The sequence below is a fragment of the Stenotrophomonas sp. GL_101 genome (genome assembly GCF_057835675.1).
Map to the genome: position 1 here is coordinate 3,341,807 of NZ_CM174432.1, position 20,531 is coordinate 3,362,337.

Consider the following 20,531-nt stretch of genomic DNA (forward strand, 5'->3'; position numbering starts at 1 on the left):
CCCGGGATTTCCCGGGCCTTTGCTTTGGTTCTTCTCCCAAGCTGCGAGCGGGTGTGTCTTCGCCTGCTTATGACGCGAACGTCCGGGGCCGCTTGGCGGCCGGCAGGCCCTTGTGCAAATGTCCCCCGGCCGACGCCTGCGGCGACGGCCTCCTCCTTTATTTTGCCAAGGGCCTGCCGGCCGCCAAGCGGCTCGGCTTGCGGAACACGCAAGGGCAACGGCCCAGACTGCGGATGCATGCGTAGGCTTTTCGCTCTGCCATGGCCACCCGCTCACTATCGAGGGCGGGGGTGTGTGGATTCACGGGACCCTCCACCGCATGGATGCGGTGGCGGAGCCTACACGGACGTACTTGCGGCGTGTCCCGTGAATCCACACACCCCCGCCCTGTCCGGTAGCAAGCGGCACTCGCTGCTTTGGCCTTCAGCTTTAGTCCGCAGCCCTCCCATCACGTTCCTTTCGCGTTGCTTGGTACACTCGCGCGATCCCAATCCACACTGGATTCGCTTTACATGTCCAACCTCCGTCCGCTCGCCATCGCTCTGGGCCTTGGCCTGGCCTCCCTGGTCATCGCACACGATGCGCACGCTGCGCCGAAGAAGAAAGCCGCGCGTGCACCGGCGGTCAGCGCACAGTGCAGCGACTTCTACGAAGCCACCAACGCGACCTGGTTCAAGGCCCATCCGGTGCCGCAGACCGGTGCCACCACCGCACTGGGTGAGCTGGCCGAGCGCGCACGCGTGCAGCAGCGCGAACTGCTGGACGCCTCGATGAAGACGCCGCAGGGCAACGTGCAGAAGCTGCTCGGCGATTTCTGGGCCAGCGGCCTGGACGAAGCGGCGGTGGAAGCGGATGGCTCCACCCCGATCGCCCCGCTGCTGACCCGCATCAACGCCATCAAGAAGGCCAAGGATGTACCGGCCTCGATCGCCGCCCTGCACCAGGTCGGGATCCCGGTCGCGTTCAACTTCGCCCCGGACGTGGACCTGAAGGCGCTCGACCGCCACATCGGCTACTTCATGCAGGGCGGCATGGGCCTGCCGGACCCGGCCTTCTATACCCGCACCGACGCCGACACCGTCGCGCTGATGGGCCGCTACCGCGCCTACGTCAAGCAGATCCTGGCCCTGACCGGTACCCCGGCAGCCAAGCTGGATGCCGAGTCGCAGGCGGTGATCGCGCTGGAAACCGAACTGGCGCGCAACGCGCAGTCGCTGGCGGGCATCAACAACCCGTTCAACAACTACGCGCCGATCTCCACCAAGGACCTCAACAGCCGCTTCCGCAACCTGCAGCTGGATGCGTTCCTCAAGGCCCAGGGCGTCAACGACGACCTGGTGTCGCTGTCCGATCCGGCGCTGTTCAAGCAGCTTGACGGCATGGTCACCCGGATCAAGCCGGACCAGTGGAAGGCCTACCTGCGCTGGCGCGTGGGCGATGCCATGGCCCCGTACCTGTCCAAGGCCTATCGCGACGCCGAATTTGAATTCCGCGGCCGCGTGATCCGCGGCGAAACCATCGCCCCGGCACGCTGGGAACAGGTCCTGGACGCGATCAACGTGGGCGCCGGCCCGATGCTCGGCCGCGAGTACGCCAGCAAGTACCTCTCGGCCGATGATCGCCGCCAGGCCGCCCTGATCGTCGACAAGGTCCGTGAAGTCCAGATCGATGCCGTCAAGCGCAGCACCTGGATGAGCGCCGAGGCCAAGACCGAGGCACAGGCCAAGCTGGCCGCACTGAAGATCGAGATCGGCACCCCGCTACGCGACCTGGACTACACCGTGCAGCCGATGGGCCGTGGCAGCTTCGGCGGCAACATGCTGATCGCCTCCACCTGGCGCCACCGCGAAGAAATGAAGCGGATCGGCAAGGGCAACGCGGACCGACGCTGGGACGTGCTGCCGCAGCAGCCGGCGCTGGCCTATGACATCGCGCAGAACCGCCTGATCGTTACCGCCGCCGTGCTGCAGGGCCCGGTGTTCAACGCCAAGGCCGATACCGCCGACAAGTTCGGCAGCTATGGCACGCTGGTCGCGCACGAGCTGACCCGCGCCATCGATGCCAAAGGCGCGCTGGTGGATGCCAAGGGCGAACTGCGCAGCTGGTGGACCCCGGCCGACAAGACCGCCTGGACCCTGTTCGGCAACCGCGTGGCCACCCAGTACAGCAGCTACGATTTCCCGGGGATCAAGGGCGCCAAGGTCAACGGCGAGCTGACCCGTGAAGAGAACCTGGCCGATCTGGCCGGGCTCGAGCTGGCGTGGGAGGCCTACAAGGCCGTCGAACCCAATGCCAAGCCGGCCGTGCAGCAGGGCTTCTTCCGTGCCTGGGCCACCCTCTGGGCGCAGCAGCTGTCGCCCAACGAGGCCGCCCAGCGGCTGACCTCCGACATCCTGGCCCCGGGCCGCTGGCGCACCAACGGCGCGCTGTCCAACCTGCCGGCCTTCGGGGCGACCTTCAGCTGCAAGCCGGGCCAGCCGATGCAGCGCGTGGACAACGAGCAGATCAAGGTCTGGCGCTGATTTCCCTGCGGTGATGGTCTGCAACGGGCGCCCCAAGGGCGCCCGTTGCGTTTGTGTCGCCCGCAGGCAGGTTCCGCGCCAGCCGCGCAGGGCGCGGCGCTAGCGGGCGTCCGGTTGCAGGGTGCCGCGATAGGCCGCGATCAGGCCGATCAACGGCGCGCCTATTTCCACGTCGAAGACAAACCGACCGTCGCGTTCGGTCTCGAACGTGCATCCCCCTGGCAGCAGCGCCTTGGGCAGCGGAATCCCCAGGCACGACCAGCGCCGCGGAACCAGCAGCAGGCGATCGTCCTGGACCACCAGGGCCAGGGCGACATCGACGATGCCAAAGCGCTCAACCAGCAGATACGCATTGCGCCCCTGACCGCGTCGCTGCCAGGAGGAGAACCTGCGCCCGGCAAAATCGCGGGTCCAGCGCTCACCGCCACACTCTGGCGAGAACGTCACGGTCACCGGCACCTGCGCGGCGGCAGGCGGGAAACCAATGACTGCGCCCACCAGGCGCGACAGCAGCCCCCGCCCCCGGCGGACCTCGGCCACACCGGTCCAGCGCCGTGCACTGTCAGTGCCATGCAATGCCTGCACCGCCGCTGGCAGCGCGGCGAATGCACTGCCCAGCAACTGGGGGTACAGACGCGCGGCGGGGTCTTCGCAGCGAAACCCGGTATGGATCGAACGCCCCGCGAACAATCGCTCGTAATCGCACAGTTCCAGCGCATGGGTAGCAGGGCGCGCACCGCTGGCAGGCGCTTCCCCGGCCACTACCTTGCGCACCACCGCCTCGATCGCCATCGATGGAATGTAGGGGCCATCGTCGCCTTCGGCGAGCAGGTGCCAGCTCTGCTCCAGTGCCTGGCCGTCGCCGTCGCCGGTGCCGGTGCCGGTGGCGCGCACGAACATGCCGCCGCGATGCTCACCGAACTTCATCCGGTTGAGCACGCTGTAGAACAGCGGCGACAGCGGCTCCAGCGAGGGCAGCAGCAACCGCGCCCGGGCCTTGGCCAGCAGGTTCAGCACCCGGTGCAGCACTTCCGGCACCGGGCCGGCGCCGATCCAGATATCGGTCAGGGTCGGGTGTTCGGGCGGAAGTACCTGCAGGTCGGGTACGTCCACCAGCGAGAAATGCAGGTTGCGCAGCGGCACCCTGCCCGGCACGGCCACCGTGAAACGCCGGCTCTCGGCCAGTCCCAGCCCGTGCCCCGGCATACCGTTGCGGCGCAGCTTCACCGGCGCGCCCGCATAGCCCACCACCGCACGCATCACATTGAGCCCGATCCCGGCATACGGCGACGGTGCGATACCGCCCTCCACGGTCACGATGTCCATGCGCGTGGCCATCGCGCGCAGCACCGCGGCGGTCAGTACCGGAAAGCTGCTGAGCCCGGACAGTACGTACACGCCGGCCGCCTTGGCCTGGGCGTCGAACTGCGCCACGCCGAACACGAAATCGGCCGCGTCGGCGAAGTCGAGATAGTCCACGCGGGCGGCGATGCAGGCCTCGATCACACCATAGGGATGCTCGCCGTACTCCTGGAACGGGCCGGAGGCATCCACCAGGAAATCCGGTTGTTCGCGCTGCAGCACGCTATCGATCCGCTGGCGCTCGACCCGCAGCGGCCGCACTGCCGGGGCGCCCAGGTAGCTGTCGCAGAAGGCCGTCGCCGAGGCCAGGTTGCGCCCGCCGATGAGCAGTTCGATACCGGCAAGGTCCGACAGCAGCCGGGCAAGCCGGCCACCGAACACGCCGTAGCCGCCGAGGAGGAGGAGTTTCACGAGGAAGACGTCCTTGCTTCAATCGATCATAGGGGTATGAACATGCAGAAGGGCACCCCTCGGTGCCCTTCTGCAGGATCGGCCTGCCGGTCTTACTTGACCCGTCGCAGGTGGTTGGGCCGCGGGCCGCCGGGCGGGCGCTTGTTGAACGGGGGTTGCCCGCGCCAGTAGCGGATCAGCAGCCAGCCAAACAGCATCCCGCCCAGATGCGCGAAGTGGGCCACGCCGGGCTGCCAACCGGTGGCGCCGAGCATCAGTTCCATCGCACCGAACACGATCACGAAGGTGCGTGCCTTCATCGGGATCGGCGGGAACAGCAGCATCACCCGCTGGTTCGGGAACAGCATGCCGTAGGCCAGCAGCAGCCCGAACACACCGCCGGAAGCACCCAGCACCACCGCCGGATCGGCCATCATCATGCCGACCAGCAACTGGCACAGGCCGGCACCGACGATGCAGACCAGGTAGTAGGTGAGGAAGCGCTTTTCACCCCAGGTCTGTTCCAGCGGCGCGCCGAACATGAAGAGCGCCAGCATGTTGAAGAACAGATGGCCGAAGCCGCCATGCAGGAACCCGTAGGTCAGCAGCTGCCAGGGTTGGAAGTTGCCGCCGGGCGAGAACGGATCGAAGCCGTCGCGCAACGGTTGCAGCATGAACGGCTCGAAGGTGCCGTTGCCGAGCAGGAACGGCTGCTGCAGCAGGAACAGCACGATGTTGGCGATCAACAGTGCCTTGGTGACGGTGGGCAGTCGCGGAAACATGGGGGCATCCTTTGGAACCGAGCCCATCATAGCCGCAGCGCCCGGCGATGGCGGCAGCGCCCGGCCATCGCGTTCACGCCGGTGGCGGTCAGCCGGGGCCCCACACCGCTTCGTCCAGCGTATCGGCAGGGCGCCGCGGCATCTGCTTGACCCGCCCATGTTCGATCGCCACGCCTTCGGCACGCAGGCGCTGGCTCTGTTCGCGCCAGCCGTGCGAGCCTTCCGGCATCGCGATGCGCCCATCCGAGCGCAGCACGCGATGCCAGGGCAGGTCCGGATCCTCGTTCATGCCAAGCACGCGCGCGGTCAGCCGTGCCCTGCCGGGCAATCCGGCCTTGGCCGCCACCTGTCCATAGCCCATCACCTGCCCGCGTGGAATGGCGCGGATCACCGCCAGAATGCGCTCGCGGGCCTGCGCGGCGGCATCGACGGGAGCATCCGTGGTTGCCTTCACGCGCGTACGCGGCTGACCAGCAGCACGCCGACCAGCACCAGTGCCGTCCCCAGGATCTGCCAGGGCCCCATGGGTTCGTCGAGCAGCCATAGACTCATCACGATGGTGGATACCGGACCGAGCATACCCACCTGCGCGGCCAGCGACGAGCCGATCCGCTTCACCGCCAGCATGATCGCCATCACCGGCAGTACCGTGCACACCGTGGCATTGACCAGCGACAGCGCGTACACCGGCACGGCCGCCTGGCCGAGTGCGGCCAGCGGATGCAGCAGCGCGAAGTGCAGCACGCACAGCACGCAGGCCACGCAGCTGGCATACGCGGTCAGCCGGATCGCGCCGATCCGCGCCACCACCTGGCCGCTGCCGAACAGATACAGCGCATAGCTCAAGGCACTGGCCAGCACCAGCGCACTGCCCAGCACGATGCGCCCGCCTTCCAGCTGCAGGTCATGTCCGAACGCCAACAGCACGCCCAGGTAGCTCAGGCCCAACGCCGCCAATTGCCCGCGACCGGGGCGCTTCTTCAACAGCACCAGGCTGATCAGCAGCACCAGGGTGGGGTTCAAATACAGGATCAGCCGCTCCAGGGTCACGCTGATGTACTGCAGGCCCTGGAAGTCCAGCAGGCTGGACAGGTAGTACCCGGTAAAGCCCAGCCACAGCACCCGGCCGCGATCGGCCCAGGACAACGCGGTGGCGCGGCGTGCCGACCATATCGCCAACAGCGCAAACAGCGGGAACGCCATCAGCATGCGCAATGCCAGCAACGTCGTCGCGTCCACGCCGTGCCGGTAGGCCAGCTTGACGATCACCGCCTTGCCGGATGCGGCGATGGCGCCGACTGCGGCCAGCGCGATGCCCCCCGCGGCAATGCGGGCGGACGAGGTGGGCAGCGACGAAGCAGTGGACGGCATCAGAACGGCGGCGGGCGGTACGGAAGGGGCGCGCATGCGCATTCCTACCGCATCAGCACGACTTCCTCCGAGGAGGTGGGATGGATCGCCACGGTGTCGTCGAGCTGCGCTTTGGTCACGCCCATCTTTACCGCCACGGCGAACCCCTGCAGGATCTCATCGGCGGCCTCGCCCAGCAGGTGCACGCCGACCACGCGTTCGTCCTCGCCCACGCATACCAGCTTGAACAGGCTGCGCTGGGTGCCATCGGACAATGCCTGCAGCATCGGCCGGAAGTTGCTGCGATACACCCGCACGTCAGCGTGCTTCTCGCGGGCCTGCTCTTCGCTCAGCCCGACCGCGCCAAGCGCCGGGTGCGAGAACACCACGCTGGCGACGTTTTCGTAATCCATCTTCGCCTCGGGCTTGTCGCCAAACAGACGGTCCATCAGTTTGCGCGCCGCCGCGATCGCCACCGGCGTCAATCCAACCTTGCCGGCGATGTCACCGACCGCGTGCACGCTGGGCACCGCGGTGGTCTGCCACGTATCCACTTCCACCTCTCCCTTGTCGCCCACCACGATGCCCATTGCCTCCAGCCCCAATCCAGCACTGTTGCCGCGGCGGCCGGTGGCGAAGAACAACTGGTCGAACACCGCCTCATGCGGGCCATCATGACCGTAGGCAACCACCGCCCCGCCCTCGCCGCGCAGCTCACGCAGGCGGTAGTTGAAGTGCACCCGCACGCCCTGGTGGCGCAGGTTGTCGGCCAGCTGCGCGGTCAGTTCCGCATCGAAGCGTTCCAGCAGGCGAGCGCCGCGGACCAGCAGGGTCACCTTGCTGCCCAGCGCCTGCAGAAGGCCGGCCAGTTCGACGGCGATGTAGCCACCGCCGACGATCGCCACCCGCTCCGGCGCACTGCACAGGTTGAAGAAGTCGTCCGACACCGCGCCCAGCGCCGCCCCCGGAATGTCCGGACGCTGCGGATGGGCACCGGTGGCGATCACGATGTGCGCGGCACTGATGCGCACCCCGTCGCTGCATTCCACCGTATGGGCATCCACCAGATGACCGCGGCGCGGCACCCGCACCACTTGGCTCTCATCCAGGCGCTTGAGGTAACTGGCATGGATGTTGGCGATGTAGGCCTGGCGATGCACGACCAGTTCCTTCCAGTCCAGGCGAGGCCGCACCGGTACATCGAAGCCCATGGTCGCTGCCATGCCGATACGCCCGGCCAGGTCTGCCGCCAGCCACATGGCCTTCTTCGGCACGCAGCCGACGTTGACGCAGGTGCCACCGAGTTCGCCCGGTTCCAGCATCGCCACGCGCTGGCCGTGCTGTGCGGCGCGGAACGCCGCGGCCAGGCCGCCGGAGCCACCGCCCAGCACGATCAGGTCATAGTCGTAGTGCTTGCTCATTGAATTTTCTCAACGTATTGAAAGACGACAGGCGGCGCCGCCATGCGGGCCCCGAGCATGCCATGCGGGGCCGCGAGCCAGACGTGAGGGAAGCGCACGGCACGGGCCATCGGCCGGTCAGCTGCGCGCGGCAGGCGCACGCCGCAATGCAGGCCATTGCAGGTAGGTCATCGCCCGCCACACCCATTCCAGCGGGCCGAAGCGGAAATGACGCAACCACCACTGGCTGGCCAGCACCTGCAGCGCGAACACGCCCAGCGCGAAGGGAATCTGCCCGGCCCGCGGCAGCTGTTCAAACATGCCCAGGCCGTAGCCATAAAACACCCAGGTGCACAGCAACGACTGCGCGATGTACTGGCTCAACGCCATCCGCCCCACCGGCGCGAGCCACTGCAGGCGTACACGCACGTGCACGATCCAGGCCAGGTAGCCCAGGCACATCAACAGCGAGGCCACCGATGACAGCGCGAAGGCCGCGCCACTGGACGCGGTGAACGTGCCGGGGGCGAGATAGGGCTGCCACACCGCGCTGGTCAACATCAAGGCCAACCCGAGCGGCAACGCCCCCCAGCGCAGCCGCCGGTACAGGCGTTCAAAGCGTTCGGGCGTGGCCAGCGCGCCACTGCGCGCGAACCAGCTGCCGATCAGGAACATGCCCAGCACTTCCGGGCCCACCACGATGATCGCACTGAGCTGCGCCCCGACATCGCGCAGCCGCTGCACCACCGCCTGCGCATAGCTGCCATGGCCGTAGGCCTGGCGCTGCAGCTCGATGGTCTGTTGGGCGTTGGAGACCGCATCACGCAGCGCAGGGTTGTCCGGCTGCACATGGGCGGCCAGGCCCATCAGCGCGCCCATGAGCAGCATCAACACACCGGCGCACAGGTAGCAGAACACGCCCATCACCGGCAGCCAGCGCGTGGGTGCTTCGCGGCAGGCCAGCAACGGCAGGGCCACCAGGGCGTACACCACCAGGATGTCGCCGGACCACACCAGCAGCGCATGGCACAGGCCGATCAACAGCAGGGCCGCGGTGCGCCGCAGGTAGAACGGGGCGAACGCGCGCTGCGCGGCATCGGCGCGCTGGGCCATGATCGCAAAGCCCGCCCCGAACAGCAGCGAGAAAAGGGTGAAGAACTTGCCCTGGACCAGTACGTAGATGGCCCCGTCGGCCCAGTAGTCCAGGCCCTGCCAATGCGGGTCGATACCGGTGAAGGCCAGGTCCATCGGTCCGGCGAAGGCTTCCATGTTCATCAACAGGATGCCCAGCAGCGCGAACCCGCGCAGGATGTCCAGCACCGCGATGCGGTCGCCGGTGGCCACCGGCTGCAGGGAAAGGGAAGCGGCGTTCACAGGCACTCCGTGGACCATGGCGGCCATTATGCGGTCGCGCCGCGCGTTGCGGCCGACGTTGCAGTGTTGCGCAAATGCAACGGCCCGCCGAAGCGGGCCGTTGCGTCATGCCGGGTGGCCAGCACTCAGTGCTGGTGGCCGCCATCGCCGTGCACGTGGCCGTGCTCAAGCTCTTCTGCGGCCGCTTCGCGCACGTCGATGATCTCCACCGAGAAGTGCAGGTCCTTGCCGGCCATCGGATGGTTCAGGTCGACATCGACCACGCTCATGCCGACCTTCTGCACGGTGACCGCGCGCGCACCGAAGTTGGTCTGCAGCACGACCTGCTGGCCCGGGACCAGCTTGGTGGTGCCGAAATGCTTCTTCGGCACGCGCTGGGTGAGGCCTTCGCGGCGCTCGCCGTAGGCATCGGCCGCGGTGACGTCCACCTCGAAGGTGGCGCCGGCCTCTTTGTCCATCATGGCGTTTTCCAGGCCCGGGATGATGTTGCCGTGGCCGATCAGGATCGCCAGCGGATCACGGTCCTTCGAGCTTTCGATCGGCTCCTGGCCCTGTTCGGCGACGGTGTAGTGGAAACGGACGACGCTGTCTTTTTCGATCTTCATGCGCAACTCTGGCTGGTCGCTGCCGATGGCAGACGGGTGGGGCGGGTTGTCGCCCGCCGGATACGCCGCCATCATGACGGCCTTCTAAGGCCGCGCATTATCCGGACAACATGCACATGACGCCAGTTCTGCGCTCGACCCGCCTGTTCGCCCGCCTGGCCATGCTGGCGGTCATCGCCCTGTTGAGCGCCTGTGGCGGCGGCAAGACCCACCGCCCGGCCGCCCCGCCCGCCTCCTCCACCCAGGTCTGGCCGACGGTCGCCCCGAACGATCCCCAGGCTGCCAACGCGGTGCTGATGCGCGCCATCGGCCTGGTCGGCACGCCCTACCGGTATGGCGGCAACACCCCCGAATCGGGGTTCGACTGCAGCGGCCTGGTCGCCTATGTCTACCGCGAAATGCTCGACCTCAAGCTGCCGCGCACCTCGCGCGACCTGGCCGCCGTGCAGGGGCCGAAGATCGAACCCAAGCGTCTGGCCCCGGGTGACCTGGTGTTCTTCGGCAGCCGCGGCACGGTCTCCCACGTGGGCATCTACGTGGGCGAAGGCCGCTTCGTGCATGCCCCGAGCACCGGCGGCACGGTGCGCCTGGACTCGCTTGGCGGGCCCTACTGGAAAGACCATTACACCGGCGCGAAACGTGTCCTGCACTAAGGTGAACAGGGCTAAGGGTCTAATTTGTGACACTCATCACGTACATGTAAACGAAAAATTAACGAAATTTGTACCTAATCACGGCACTTACACGGCATGATCACCCATCGTTTTTATTCAGTGACCGCCGCGTGACGACAGCCGACCTGACTTGCCTAGGCCAGACCGCCGCCCCCCGGCGCAGCACCCGCCCCGTTTTCCTCGCCCTCGCGCTCTGCCTGGCCAGCCTTCCGGCTTGGGCCCAGACCGCACCGGCCACCGCTGTCGATGCCGCCGCTCCGGCCGGCGCCAGCACTCCCGAATCTTCCGCGGTGGCAAAGCCCAAGGCTGATGCCCCCGCCCGCAGCAAGGCCGACGCCGCTGCCAGCGCTACCCTCGCCGCCCTGCTTCCGCACCTCGCGGCCAACGACACCATCCCCTTGATGGACCGCTCGGCGATGTTCGCCGGCGACCTCAGCCGCCTGCTCGCCAACTACGACGCCAGCACCGGCGCCAATGGCGCGGTGGTCGGTGGCGCGGCCGACAACGGCAAGGTGCAGTCGCTGCTGCGCCGCGCGATGACCCTGCTGGGCACGCCGTACCGCTGGGGTGGTACCTCGCCGGACAGCGGTTTCGACTGCAGTGGGCTGGTCGGCTACGTGTTCAAGACCGCCCTGGGCATCGAACTGCCGCGCGTCTCCCGCGAAATGGCCCACGACGGCGATGCCGAGCTGATCAACGACCGTACCGCGCTGGCCGCCGGTGACTTGGTGTTCTTCGGCCGCAAGGGCCGGGTCGACCATGTCGGCATCTATGTCGGCGAAGGCCGCTTCCTGCACGCCCCCAGCACCGGCAAGGACGTTCGCGTCGACAGCCTGATGACCGGCTACTGGAGTGGCAAGTTCATGCAGGCCCGCCGCGTCGACCTCTGACGCCGGCTGCCCGCTTCCAGAAAAACCGCTGCCCTGCAGCGGTTTTTTTTTCTTCGCCTACCAACCGGAAAGGCAGAAGGGCGCTTCTGTCATCGGTTCCGAGGCTGGGCAGGGGTGGGTGGTGGCCTTGGGCAAAGCCAATCGCCAAGCGCACGGGCTTCTCCGACATCTTGGCCGCAAGCCGCAGCAGGTTTGCGAGACCGTCCACCGCATGGATGCGGCGGGGGAGCCTATTGCCTGCCCCTGCTTCTGCCCGCCATGGCCGGTGCCAGCAGCAACTCCCGTTATCCCTCGTATTGCTTCGGCAATTGCAGCAAACCCAGTGCCCGGCCGATGTTCCGGCGGGCCGCGGACCCGGACGTGGGGCGGCACGTCCAGGGCCACCGGACCAGCATCGAAGACCGCCCGTGATCCCAGTCGACAAGGTGACGCATGGCGGCAGTCCCCGAATTTCCATCACGGTGTGTGATCTGGTTTGGACACCCCCACCCGGCCGAGCGCATCGCCCTGGCCGCAGCAGGCTGGCAGGTCCGTGGCGTGGCCACCGACGACTGCATCGCCATCGGCATGCGCGGCAGCGACCAGGTGGTTGGCCTGCTGGACCTGCGCACCGCGCTGCCCGCCAACCTTGCCCGGCTACAGGCGTTGCTGGACGAGCATCGCCACATGACCCTGCTGGCGATCCTGCCGGCCGGATCGCCCTTGCTGCCGCCCGCCCTGCACCCCCTGCTCAGCGCCTGCCTGGAAACCTACACCGCGCCACTGGACCTGACGCAGATGCTGGCGCGGCTGCAACGGCTGGCCGGCGACGCCGGGCAACCGGTCGCGCACGGCCCGCAGCACCTGATCGGTGACAGCGCGGTGCTGCAGGTTGCGCGCGCCGCCCTCCGCAAATTCGCCCCGGTGGATCTCCCGGTCCTGATCACCGGCGAAACCGGCACCGGCAAGGAACTGGCCGCCCAGGCGCTGCACGCGTTGTCGCCGCGCCACGCGCGCCCCTTCCTCGCCGTGAACTGCGGCGCGATCCCGGCTGCACTGGTGCAGTCGGAACTGTTCGGCCATGAACGCGGTGCGTTCACCGGTGCAGCCAATCGTCGCCTGGGCCTGTTCGAGACGGCCAGCGGTGGCACCGTGTTCCTGGATGAAATCGGCGACCTGCCGCTGGATGCGCAGACCAACCTGCTGCGCGTGCTGCAGGAAGGCACCGTCGAACGGGTTGGCAGCAACCGTCCGCTGGCGGTGGATGTGCGCGTGCTCGCCGCCACCCACGTCGACCTGGAACAGGCGGTGGAGCGCGGGCAGTTCCGCCGCGATCTGTTCTACCGTCTGAACGTGCTGCGCCTGCCGCTGCCGCCGCTGCGCGATCGCGGCAGCGACATCCTGCTGCTGGCCAACCATTTCCTGGCCAGCTTCCGCGACCGCCACGCCACCCGTGCGCGCGGCTTCAGCAGCGACGCCATCCGTGCATTGGAGCGCTTCGGCTGGCCGGGCAACGTGCGCGAACTGCTCAACCGGGTGCAGCGCGCGGCGATCGTCAGCGAGGGCGAACTGATCGGCACCGAGGACCTGGAACTGGTCACGCTGCCGCTGGACATGCCGCAGAAGCTGCTGCAGGACGCGCGCCAAGCGGCCGAGCGCGACACCCTGCTGCGCGCCCTGCGCCAGAACGAATACAACATCACCGCCTGCGCACGCCACATGCAGGTCTCGCGGGTCACCGTGTACCGATTGTGCCGCAAGCATCAACTGGCCCTGTCCGAACTGCGCTGACCCGACCCCGGGGTCAGCTGCACTGCGCGGCCGTAGCTGCGCTGCGCGCTCACAGCATGTACGGCACCTTGAAGGCCAGGGTGAAGTCCGGCGCGTCCGGGGTCAGGCCGATGCCGAGCAGGCTGACCAGCGTGGTATTGCGGTTGAGCGCGTAGGTGATGCCCAGGTTGAGCGTACCGGCGTTGGCATCGCTGCCGATCACCTTCATCCACTGGCCATCCTTGAAACGCGTCTGCGCACGCGCGCTCAACTTGTCGCTGAAGGAAATGCTCAAACTGGTGCGTTCGTTGAAGGCAAAGGCCACACCGGCGCCAAAGTAGTACGACCCGCCCAGCTTCACCTCGCCCGGGTTGCGGGTGTCGGGATTGGAATCGAGGTCGTCGAAATCACGCGCGAGCGAATGGATGTAGCCGATGTTGGCGAACAGGATCGCCGGGTCGGCGGTCTTCACTGCAGACAGGCCGACGTTGGCCTGCCATACGCCATTGCCGGTGGGTTGCTGCTCGGGCACCGCGAAGCGGATGAAATCATCGTCGTCGCGCTCGAGCACCTTCCAGTCCAGCCCGTACGGCGCACGCCCGGTCGGCGCGGTCGCCCCTACCGTGAGCACGGTTTCCGGCCAGCGCCCATGTTCGCCGAACAGTTTGTAGTTGGCGCTCAGGCCGATATCGCCGATCCCGTTGCCATCGGTCTCTTCCTGCGCGATCGCGGCGGCCGAACCGCCCGCACCGCCCTTCTGGTACACCGTCTTGCGCGCCAGGTAAGGCACGTCCATGTTCAAGGTCAGGCGCGGGCTGACACCCCAGCGCGCGGCCAGGTTGTAGGTGAGCGTGTCCGACTCGACGTTCTCGATGGCGATGTTGCCCAGGAAGATCGCATCCAGCGCCAGGAACCCATTGAGGCTGATCTGTTTGCGGTCGTAGCGCGAGTAGGTGAGGCTGTTTTCAACCGTGAAGCGTCGGCTGAACAAGGCGGCCTGCTGCTGCTTGACGTCATCCACGCTGCGCCGCGAGGCCTGCTTGGCCTGCTGCGCTTCTTCGGCGCTGCTGGCATAACCGTCGGCACTGGGCGGTGCAGCCGGGGTCCCGGCCGGCATCGGTGGCGGTGGCGTGCCTGCGGCGGCCGCCAGTGGCGCAGCCTTGCCCGACAACCGCGCCTGCATCGCCTGCACCTGCATGTCCAGCTCGCGCAGGCGACGCACTTCCTGGGCGTAGTTGGCCTTGAGTGTCTCCAACTGCGCGATCAGCGCTTTGACGTCGGCCTCATCGGCCGGCGTGGCCGCTGCGGCCTGCGCATGCGCGCCGCCGGCGGCCATCAATGCCAGCGCCGCCAGCGCCAGCGGGGTAGCTCGTATCGAGGTGTGCATTGCCTTGGCCCACGTTGGTGTTGTCACTCCCCCTGCCCGGCCCGGGATTACTGGCCGGGCCCCATGCCGACACCGCGTACCAGCGTCATCGCCTGTGCCACGTTCTGGCTGAGCGGGACGTTGCTGGCCAGGGACTGCCGGACAAGATCGATCTGCATGCGGTTGCTGGCGGCCTGGCCATCGCTGCCGATGGCGATGCTCTGGCCGACGCTGCCATTGCGGATCCACTGCTGCACCGCGCCGACGCCCTCGATCTGCAGTTGCACCTTGGCGCTGTTGCCGTCCAGTTGCGCCACCGCGCTGACGCCGCCCTGCTGCACGCTGGCCAGGTTCTGGCCCTGCGCGGCGGCATCGGGCGCCTGCCCGTCGCGAACGCTGAGGTGGGTGGTATTGCTGGCCACGTTGCCGTCACCGGCCACCTGGATGCTCTGCGCCAAACCCGCCACGTTCTGCAGGCCGCTGGCATCGATGCTGCGGCCGGGCGTGGCCGGCAACGGCGCGTCGGCCTCGGTCACCGTGACCGAGGGGGTGAAGCTGATCCTCGGCGTGTTGCCGTGGCTGAAATCCATGCCCAGGGTCAACGCGCTGCGGGCCGCCTGTCCGCCGCTGTTCCACTGGGTGATCATGGTCACGCCGAACCACGCCACGCTGTTGCCGTTGACCGTATAGCGCCCGCGCATCAGGTTCAGCTCGGGATCGGGAATCTCGCTCAGGCCCTTGCCGGGCCGTCCTTCCTCGGCGTGCACCGGTGCGATCCCGAGCAGGGTCAGCAGCAGTACGCCGTGCGTCCACATTGCAATGTTCATGTCCAGTTGCCTCCTAGAACAGATCGGCATGGGTGAAACCGAAATCGACCAGCTCCGCGTCGGTGATCGGTCCCTGCCGGGCATACAGCGAACGCGCACTCGGCCGTTCACCGGGCAGCAGCAACACCGTGTTGCGATCGAAATCACTGCCGATCACGACAAACACGGCACGCGACGGCCACGCCTCGAGAAATTCACTGACTGGAATGCTGCGATTGCCCAGGATCGGGTCGGCCACGTCCACCAGCTCACCGCGGACCTGCTTGAGGACCACGAAATGGCGGAAGCCACGCACATCCATCAGCACCAGTCCGGGCACGCGCAGCGAGCGCAGACGCTCTTCGTTGACGCGGTAGCCACGTCCACGCATGCCCATCGATTCCACGTAACGCTTGATGTCCAGCAGCGAAAACCCCCGCTGATGGACCAGTTGCGGGTCCGAGACCCCCATCATCCCTTCGATTACCGTGCCTTCGTCGGCATCCAGGTGGTAGGCATAGCGCAGGATGGTCGCCAATGCCGCCGCGCCACAGCTGTAGTCGGTGTGCTGGCGGACCACGTTGCGGAATCGCCGTTCCTGCATGCTCTCCACGCGCTGGGTGAGCACCGCGCCATTGGGCAGCACGCCACTGAAACCGACCTCGCCGGCGCGTACCGCACCCACGGGCATCAGCAGCAGTATCAGCACCCACCCACACAGTGCTCGCATCAACATTGGCCTGGCTCCGGCTGAGGAAGGAGCCCCTGCCCCAAAGGGGGAGAATGGGACAGGGGCCCCCGGGAAGCCCGGCCATTGGCGGATGGCCGGGTTTGTTGCGCTCAACGCGTGTTGCTGGCGAAAACGGTCACCCTTACTCGCCGGTGCCACCGCCACCGCCGCCGGTGGACGGTTGCGCGACGGCCAGGGCCAGGCTGTTGGCCTGCAGGTTGCCGGTACCGGCGGCCACGTTCACCCCGATGTTGCCCGACGCGCTGGAGAACGCACTGCCGGACAATGCCGCGGTGTTGGTCGCATCCACGTTCACCCAACGGGTGGTGGAGACGGTGCCGCTTAGGCTGGCATACAGGTCGGCCACGCCCAGTTCGACGAACCGGCTGGTGCCGCTTTCATCGGTATCGAACGCGATACCGCCCACGCCCTCGCGGTTCGGGTTCATCGTGGCGTTCTGGATCTCGTTGTCCATGTCGATGTGGCCGGTTGCATTGCCACTCGGATGGTCGAGTTCACCATTCCAGGTATCCAGGTAGTAGTTGTCTTTCTGGTAGGCGTTGCCGCTGCCGGTGTAGGTGCCGGCGCCGACCGCCAGGGTAGCGCCGGCGACGCGACCACGCAGGCTCACGTTGACGGTGTCGGTCATCGAACGCAGGTAGCCGGCGTTGGCCACGGTGTTGCCGGTGGAGACCTGGTTGGAGCTGATGCTCGAGGTGGCATAGGCACTGGTGGCCACCGAGGCGGCGAGCGCGTTCTTCTGCTCGTTGTTGTTGCCCGAGGCGACGTTGGCGCCGATGTTGCCGGAGGCACCGCTGAAGGCATTGCCACCCAGGCCCGCGGCATTGGTCACGCCGGAGTTGAGGGTGGTGTTGCCCGCGCCGTACTGGTTGACGAAGACTTCGGCATCGGCCATGCCGAAGCTGAAGGACGCATCGGCCGCCGACAGCGAAGCGGCATTGTCCTGTGCGTTGTTGTCACCGGCGGCCACGTTGAAGCCCAGGTTGCCGGACGCATCGGAACCGACGTCATCGGCGATCGAGGCGCTGTTGGTCACCAGGCTGTTGGCGGCGTTGTTGTTGGTGATCGACTGGCGATTGTCGATGATCGCGATCGCCGCCGAGTCCAGGTCGATCGAGCCGGTGATTTCCGGATCGCCCGAGAAGCTGACGTCCGAACTCAGGCGCATGTCCTTTTCAAGGTTCACATCGACGCCGTGGTTGTTCTTTTCCTTGCGCTCGTCGGCCTGGATGTTGCTGTGCTCGTTCACCGTGACATTGCGGTTGCGGGTGATGTTGCTGTTGACGGTGGTATTGCTGGTGCTGTTGTTGTTGGTGGTGTTGTTGTGGGTCCGGTTCCAGGTACGGGTATCGGTATCCGTATCGGTGTTGGTGCGCGTTTCAGTCACGTTGTGCACGTGGTTGATGTTGGCACTGTGGTTCTGGTTGTCGCGGTCGTTGCCCCAGCCGTTGGCGCCGGCGGAAGCAGACGCGGCGGCGATGGCCAGCGCAAGTACGGTCCGTTTCATGTTGGTGTTCATGGTGCCCTCTCTCTCATCACAGACAATCGGGTGGATGTGACTACTCACGGGGTGGACTGCACCGAGATGCTCAGTTGGTTTGCGGTGGCGTTGCCGGATCCCGCGATCTGATTGAGTTGCAGGACGCCGTCGAAACCCTGCAGTGCGGTGTCTTCCACCGCCACGCTGCGGGTTCCGGCGGGCCTACCGCTGTTGGCGGTTCCCTGCCCCCCTGCTGACGCGAGCGCCCCCGACGCGGCCAAGGCCTCGTCGTTCGACTCGCGTATGCCCTGTTGCGCCAGCGTGGCGGTGACGACGTTGAGCGTCGCATTGCCGGTGCCGCTGGCCTGATTGATCATGGCGACGCCGCTGGCGCCATTCAGTGCGTGTCCGCCGATGCTGGCGCTGGCGTCCATGGCACCGTCGGCGAGCACGCGGTTATCGGCCTGGCGTTGTCGCGCATTGACGGCAATGTGTGCGTTCTGCCCGCTGGCGATGCCCAGCAGGTTGGCCTGCTGGTTGAGGTCGCCGGCGGCCATGTTGACGGTGATGGCACCGTCGGCGCCGGACAGCACGCGACCGTCGATGCGGCTATGGTTGAGGTAGGACAGCATCGCGGCATAGTCATCGGCCTGCTGCGCAGGCAGCGGCAGCGGCGCTACCGCGATGATGGCGATCAGCAGGACACCCGCCACCCGGTTCATTTGCCCGGCCCGCCTGCAGGCTGGCCCAGCGGGAACTGTGCGAGCGCACCGCGTACCTGGTCGGCGATGCCACGCGTGGCGCCGCTCACCGCGCCCATGGGGCCGCCGATGGCACCACTGAGCTGGTTGCCGGACAGGGCGCCGTTGTCGGTGGCCTTGCCGAGGGTGCTGGTCACTGTGGTGCCGGTGACGCGTTCAATGGTGGTGGGCATGTGGCCGTTGCCGGCGCCGGTGTTGGAGCCGAGCGCGGCATAGTCGTCGTCGCTGAGTTCGTCCATGCCGGTGGAAGTGCCCAGGGCCTGGCCAAGTTCGCGCTTGGGCGAGGGATCGGCGATCAGCGCCATGCCCGGCGGGGCGGGGCGATAGGCGACGCGCGCGGAAACATCGCGCAGCAGTACGATTTCGCCCGGCTGCGCCTTCACTCCCTGGCGTGCACCGGATGCATCGGCCGCCATCGGCAATGCCAACGACACGGCCAGCAGGCAGAGGCCGGTGGTGGTGGTGCGGTACTTGGCAACGCTGTCCATGGCGCCCTCCCGGAAACATGGGGGGAGGTAACGCAGCATTCGTGCCAAGTCTGCGGGCCCGGATTTCCGGGCTTTAGCGCGCCACGCGGTGGACGGCCGCAACAAGGTTGTTACAGATTCGTTGGGAAAAACCCCTGCTGAACACGCACCTCACCGGGGCTGCGGGCTTGGCGTTGCTGGGCCCCGCGCGGGTGTATCACCGCTGTTACACCGCTTGATACGGTGTTTACAGTGCGTGGTCAGGTGGGCACGGGTACGCCCAGAGCAGAGCGCGGCGGATCGTCTCTACAGGCCGGCAACCCGGGCGACGGCAGGGAGATCCACGCCGTTGCAGACAGCCCCGCTGATGCGGGCCTATGCCTAACAACGCCGCAGCACGCAATCACTCAGTGCGCCTTTTCCTCACCCTCATCCACCCCCAGATTGGTGGAGGGGTTGTCGTAGACCTCGCGATCCAGCAACCCGGTTTCCTTGGCCACCAGCACCGGCACCAGCATCTGCCCGGTCACGTTCGTCATCGTGCGCATCATGTCCAGGATCCGGTCGATCGCATATAGATAACCGATCGTCTCCAGCGGTAGATTGGCCGCACTCAACACCACCGTGGCCATCACCACCGCCGTGCCGGGCACGCCGGCCGTCCCGAAACTGCCCAGCACCGAGGCGATCAACACCACGATGTACTGCTCCGGCGTCAACGGCACCCCCGTGTACTGCGCAATGAACACCGCGCACAACGCCGGATAGATCGCCCCGCACCCGTCCATCTTGATGCTCGCCCCCAGCGGCACCGCGAACGACGCATAGTCCTTGTTCACGCCCAGGTTGTGCGTGATCGAGCGCATCGCCGCCGGCATCGCCGCAAAGCTCGACGAACTCACGAATGCCACCTGCATGCCCGGCGCCGCGCCCCGGAAGAACTTCAACGGATTCAACCCGTGCACCAACAACAGACTGCCGTAGACGAACACGATGTGCAGCGCACACGCCACATACAGCGCCAGCACGAAATTGCCCAACGGCAGCAGCTTCTCGAAACCGTAACTGCCCACCAGCCCCGCGATCAGCCCGAACGTGCCCAGCGGCGTGATCTCCAGCACGAAGCGCGTCACCTGGATCATGATGTCGCTCAGCTGCCCGGTCAGCTTGCGCGCCTCGGCCACCTTGTCGCCCAGCTTCACCATCGCAAAGCCCAGCAGGCCGGCGAAGAAGATTACCGGCAGGATCGAGCCACGCCCCGGCGCCAGCACCGTCTCGCCCGCCGCATTGAGCTTGGTGCCGATGCCGGTGAGCGCGTAGAACACGTTTGACGGCACTACATCCATCAGCACCTTGATCACGCTCGGCACTTCCCGCGGCGTATAGCCGTGGTCCATGCTCAGGCTCAGGTTGCCCGTGCCCGGCTGCATGATCGTCCCCACCGCCAAGCCCACGCACACCGCCAGCGCGGCGGTGATGATGAACCACAGGAACGTCCGCCCGCCCAACGCGGCCACCGACTTCTGCCCATGCAGCGAGGAGATCGCGTTGATCACCGCGAAGAACACCAGCGGCACCGCGATCATCTTGATCAACGTGACATACAGGTCACCCAGCGGGCCGAACCAGGTTTCCGCGGCCGGACCGAGCAGCCAGCCGGCCAGCGCGCCGAGCACGAAGCCACCGAGTACGCGTTGCCAGAAAGGAATCCGCAACCACGCAGAGACCAGCTTCATGAGCATTCCAGAGAGGATTTGACAGCTCGCCACCTTAGCCCAACCCGGCCCGCGGGACGAGGCGCA

Annotated in this window: 18 protein-coding genes; 4 read left to right on the forward strand and 14 right to left on the reverse strand. The window is 66.9% G+C overall.

The genetic code is table 11. From position 1 onward, the window contains the following. Positions 1–512: 512 nt before the first annotated feature. Positions 513–2,522, forward strand: coding sequence for a M13 family metallopeptidase (locus tag AC3IR9_RS14820; protein WP_489291595.1), 2,010 nt, complete (start codon positions 513–515; stop codon positions 2,520–2,522). Between the two features lie 99 nt (positions 2,523–2,621). Here the strand turns inward: AC3IR9_RS14820 and AC3IR9_RS14825 are convergent, their stop codons facing one another. The 7 genes from AC3IR9_RS14825 to AC3IR9_RS14855 form a co-directional block, all read right to left on the reverse strand. Then, positions 2,622–4,295, reverse strand: a complete 1,674-nt coding sequence (locus AC3IR9_RS14825) for a saccharopine dehydrogenase family protein (protein WP_489291596.1) — start codon at positions 4,293–4,295, stop codon at positions 2,622–2,624. 92 nt (positions 4,296–4,387) lie between these two features. Then, positions 4,388–5,056, reverse strand: coding sequence for a rhomboid family intramembrane serine protease (locus AC3IR9_RS14830; RefSeq protein WP_489291598.1), 669 nt, complete (start codon positions 5,054–5,056; stop codon positions 4,388–4,390). Between the two features lie 88 nt (positions 5,057–5,144). Next, the gene (locus tag AC3IR9_RS14835) at positions 5,145–5,600 is read right to left on the reverse strand and encodes an MGMT family protein (RefSeq protein ID WP_489291600.1); all 456 of its coding nucleotides are present in this window, start codon (positions 5,598–5,600) and stop codon (positions 5,145–5,147) included. Next, positions 5,507–6,427 (reverse strand): DMT family transporter, encoded by a 921-nt coding sequence (locus AC3IR9_RS14840; RefSeq protein ID WP_489295845.1) that lies wholly within the window; start codon positions 6,425–6,427, stop codon positions 5,507–5,509. The genes AC3IR9_RS14835 and AC3IR9_RS14840 overlap by 94 nt, the downstream gene beginning before the upstream one ends. A gap of 44 nt (positions 6,428–6,471) precedes the next feature. Beyond that, positions 6,472–7,827, reverse strand: a complete 1,356-nt coding sequence (gene gorA, locus AC3IR9_RS14845) for a glutathione-disulfide reductase (RefSeq protein WP_489291601.1) — start codon at positions 7,825–7,827, stop codon at positions 6,472–6,474. A gap of 117 nt (positions 7,828–7,944) precedes the next feature. Further along, the gene (locus AC3IR9_RS14850; protein ID WP_489291602.1) at positions 7,945–9,207 is read right to left on the reverse strand and encodes a DUF418 domain-containing protein; all 1,263 of its coding nucleotides are present in this window, start codon (positions 9,205–9,207) and stop codon (positions 7,945–7,947) included. 98 nt (positions 9,208–9,305) lie between these two features. Beyond that, positions 9,306–9,785, reverse strand: a complete 480-nt coding sequence (locus AC3IR9_RS14855; RefSeq protein WP_489291603.1) for an FKBP-type peptidyl-prolyl cis-trans isomerase — start codon at positions 9,783–9,785, stop codon at positions 9,306–9,308. A 110-nt stretch (positions 9,786–9,895) separates the two neighbouring features. Between AC3IR9_RS14855 and AC3IR9_RS14860 the strand changes: the two genes are divergently transcribed. The 3 genes from AC3IR9_RS14860 to AC3IR9_RS14870 all read left to right on the forward strand — a co-directional run bounded on the left by AC3IR9_RS14860 (position 9,896) and on the right by AC3IR9_RS14870 (position 13,119). After that, positions 9,896–10,438: a C40 family peptidase gene (locus AC3IR9_RS14860; RefSeq protein WP_489291604.1), complete on the forward strand. Its 543-nt coding sequence runs from the start codon at positions 9,896–9,898 to the stop codon at positions 10,436–10,438. Positions 10,439–10,569: 131 nt separating this feature from the next. After that, positions 10,570–11,349, forward strand: a complete 780-nt coding sequence (locus AC3IR9_RS14865; RefSeq protein WP_489291605.1) for a C40 family peptidase — start codon at positions 10,570–10,572, stop codon at positions 11,347–11,349. A gap of 432 nt (positions 11,350–11,781) precedes the next feature. Then, positions 11,782–13,119 (forward strand): sigma-54 interaction domain-containing protein, encoded by a 1,338-nt coding sequence (locus AC3IR9_RS14870; RefSeq protein ID WP_489291606.1) that lies wholly within the window; start codon positions 11,782–11,784, stop codon positions 13,117–13,119. A 49-nt stretch (positions 13,120–13,168) separates the two neighbouring features. On the opposite strand, the gene AC3IR9_RS14875 is transcribed toward AC3IR9_RS14870, so the two are convergent. The 7 genes from AC3IR9_RS14875 to AC3IR9_RS14905 all read right to left on the reverse strand — a co-directional run bounded on the left by AC3IR9_RS14875 (position 13,169) and on the right by AC3IR9_RS14905 (position 20,465). Next, the gene (locus tag AC3IR9_RS14875) at positions 13,169–14,485 is read right to left on the reverse strand and encodes a hypothetical protein (RefSeq protein WP_489291607.1); all 1,317 of its coding nucleotides are present in this window, start codon (positions 14,483–14,485) and stop codon (positions 13,169–13,171) included. A 47-nt stretch (positions 14,486–14,532) separates the two neighbouring features. After that, positions 14,533–15,291 carry a hypothetical protein gene (locus AC3IR9_RS14880; RefSeq protein ID WP_489291609.1) on the reverse strand — a complete coding sequence of 253 codons (759 nt, stop codon included), beginning with the start codon at positions 15,289–15,291 and terminating at the stop codon, positions 14,533–14,535. A 13-nt stretch (positions 15,292–15,304) separates the two neighbouring features. Next, positions 15,305–16,000, reverse strand: coding sequence for a C39 family peptidase (locus AC3IR9_RS14885; protein ID WP_489295847.1), 696 nt, complete (start codon positions 15,998–16,000; stop codon positions 15,305–15,307). A 142-nt stretch (positions 16,001–16,142) separates the two neighbouring features. Continuing rightward, positions 16,143–17,540, reverse strand: a complete 1,398-nt coding sequence (locus AC3IR9_RS14890; RefSeq protein WP_489291610.1) for an adhesin — start codon at positions 17,538–17,540, stop codon at positions 16,143–16,145. Between the two features lie 44 nt (positions 17,541–17,584). Then, positions 17,585–18,223, reverse strand: coding sequence for a hypothetical protein (locus tag AC3IR9_RS14895; protein WP_489291611.1), 639 nt, complete (start codon positions 18,221–18,223; stop codon positions 17,585–17,587). Beyond that, on the reverse strand, positions 18,220–18,750 hold the full coding sequence (locus AC3IR9_RS14900) for a hypothetical protein (protein WP_489291613.1): 531 nt from the start codon (positions 18,748–18,750) through the stop codon (positions 18,220–18,222). The genes AC3IR9_RS14895 and AC3IR9_RS14900 overlap by 4 nt, the downstream gene beginning before the upstream one ends. Before the next feature lie 386 nt (positions 18,751–19,136). Then, complete coding sequence (locus AC3IR9_RS14905; RefSeq protein WP_489291615.1) at positions 19,137–20,465, reverse strand: dicarboxylate/amino acid:cation symporter; 1,329 nt, start codon at positions 20,463–20,465, stop codon at positions 19,137–19,139. Between the last annotated feature and the right edge of the window lie 66 nt (positions 20,466–20,531).

Bases quoted from the DNA above. Each gene is read 5' to 3' on its own strand.
- AC3IR9_RS14885 (WP_489295847.1), bottom strand. From the start codon at position 16,000: ATGCGAGCACTGTGTGGGTGGGTGCTGATACTGCTGCTGATGCCCGTG.
- AC3IR9_RS14840 (WP_489295845.1), bottom strand. From the start codon at position 6,427: ATGCCGTCCACTGCTTCGTCGCTGCCCACCTCGTCCGCCCGCATTGCC.
- AC3IR9_RS14855 (WP_489291603.1), bottom strand. From the start codon at position 9,785: ATGAAGATCGAAAAAGACAGCGTCGTCCGTTTCCACTACACCGTCGCC.
- AC3IR9_RS14890 (WP_489291610.1), bottom strand. From the start codon at position 17,540: ATGAACACCAACATGAAACGGACCGTACTTGCGCTGGCCATCGCCGCC.
- AC3IR9_RS14905 (WP_489291615.1), bottom strand. From the start codon at position 20,465: ATGAAGCTGGTCTCTGCGTGGTTGCGGATTCCTTTCTGGCAACGCGTA.
- AC3IR9_RS14900 (WP_489291613.1), bottom strand. From the start codon at position 18,750: ATGGACAGCGTTGCCAAGTACCGCACCACCACCACCGGCCTCTGCCTG.
- gorA (WP_489291601.1), bottom strand. From the start codon at position 7,827: ATGAGCAAGCACTACGACTATGACCTGATCGTGCTGGGCGGTGGCTCC.
- AC3IR9_RS14870 (WP_489291606.1), top strand. From the start codon at position 11,782: ATGGCGGCAGTCCCCGAATTTCCATCACGGTGTGTGATCTGGTTTGGA.
- AC3IR9_RS14875 (WP_489291607.1), bottom strand. From the start codon at position 14,485: ATGCACACCTCGATACGAGCTACCCCGCTGGCGCTGGCGGCGCTGGCA.
- AC3IR9_RS14835 (WP_489291600.1), bottom strand. From the start codon at position 5,600: ATGGCTGCTCGACGAACCCATGGGGCCCTGGCAGATCCTGGGGACGGC.
- AC3IR9_RS14880 (WP_489291609.1), bottom strand. From the start codon at position 15,291: ATGAACATTGCAATGTGGACGCACGGCGTACTGCTGCTGACCCTGCTC.
- AC3IR9_RS14860 (WP_489291604.1), top strand. From the start codon at position 9,896: ATGCACATGACGCCAGTTCTGCGCTCGACCCGCCTGTTCGCCCGCCTG.
- AC3IR9_RS14820 (WP_489291595.1), top strand. From the start codon at position 513: ATGTCCAACCTCCGTCCGCTCGCCATCGCTCTGGGCCTTGGCCTGGCC.
- AC3IR9_RS14830 (WP_489291598.1), bottom strand. From the start codon at position 5,056: ATGTTTCCGCGACTGCCCACCGTCACCAAGGCACTGTTGATCGCCAAC.
- AC3IR9_RS14895 (WP_489291611.1), bottom strand. From the start codon at position 18,223: ATGAACCGGGTGGCGGGTGTCCTGCTGATCGCCATCATCGCGGTAGCG.
- AC3IR9_RS14850 (WP_489291602.1), bottom strand. From the start codon at position 9,207: ATGGCCGCCATGGTCCACGGAGTGCCTGTGAACGCCGCTTCCCTTTCC.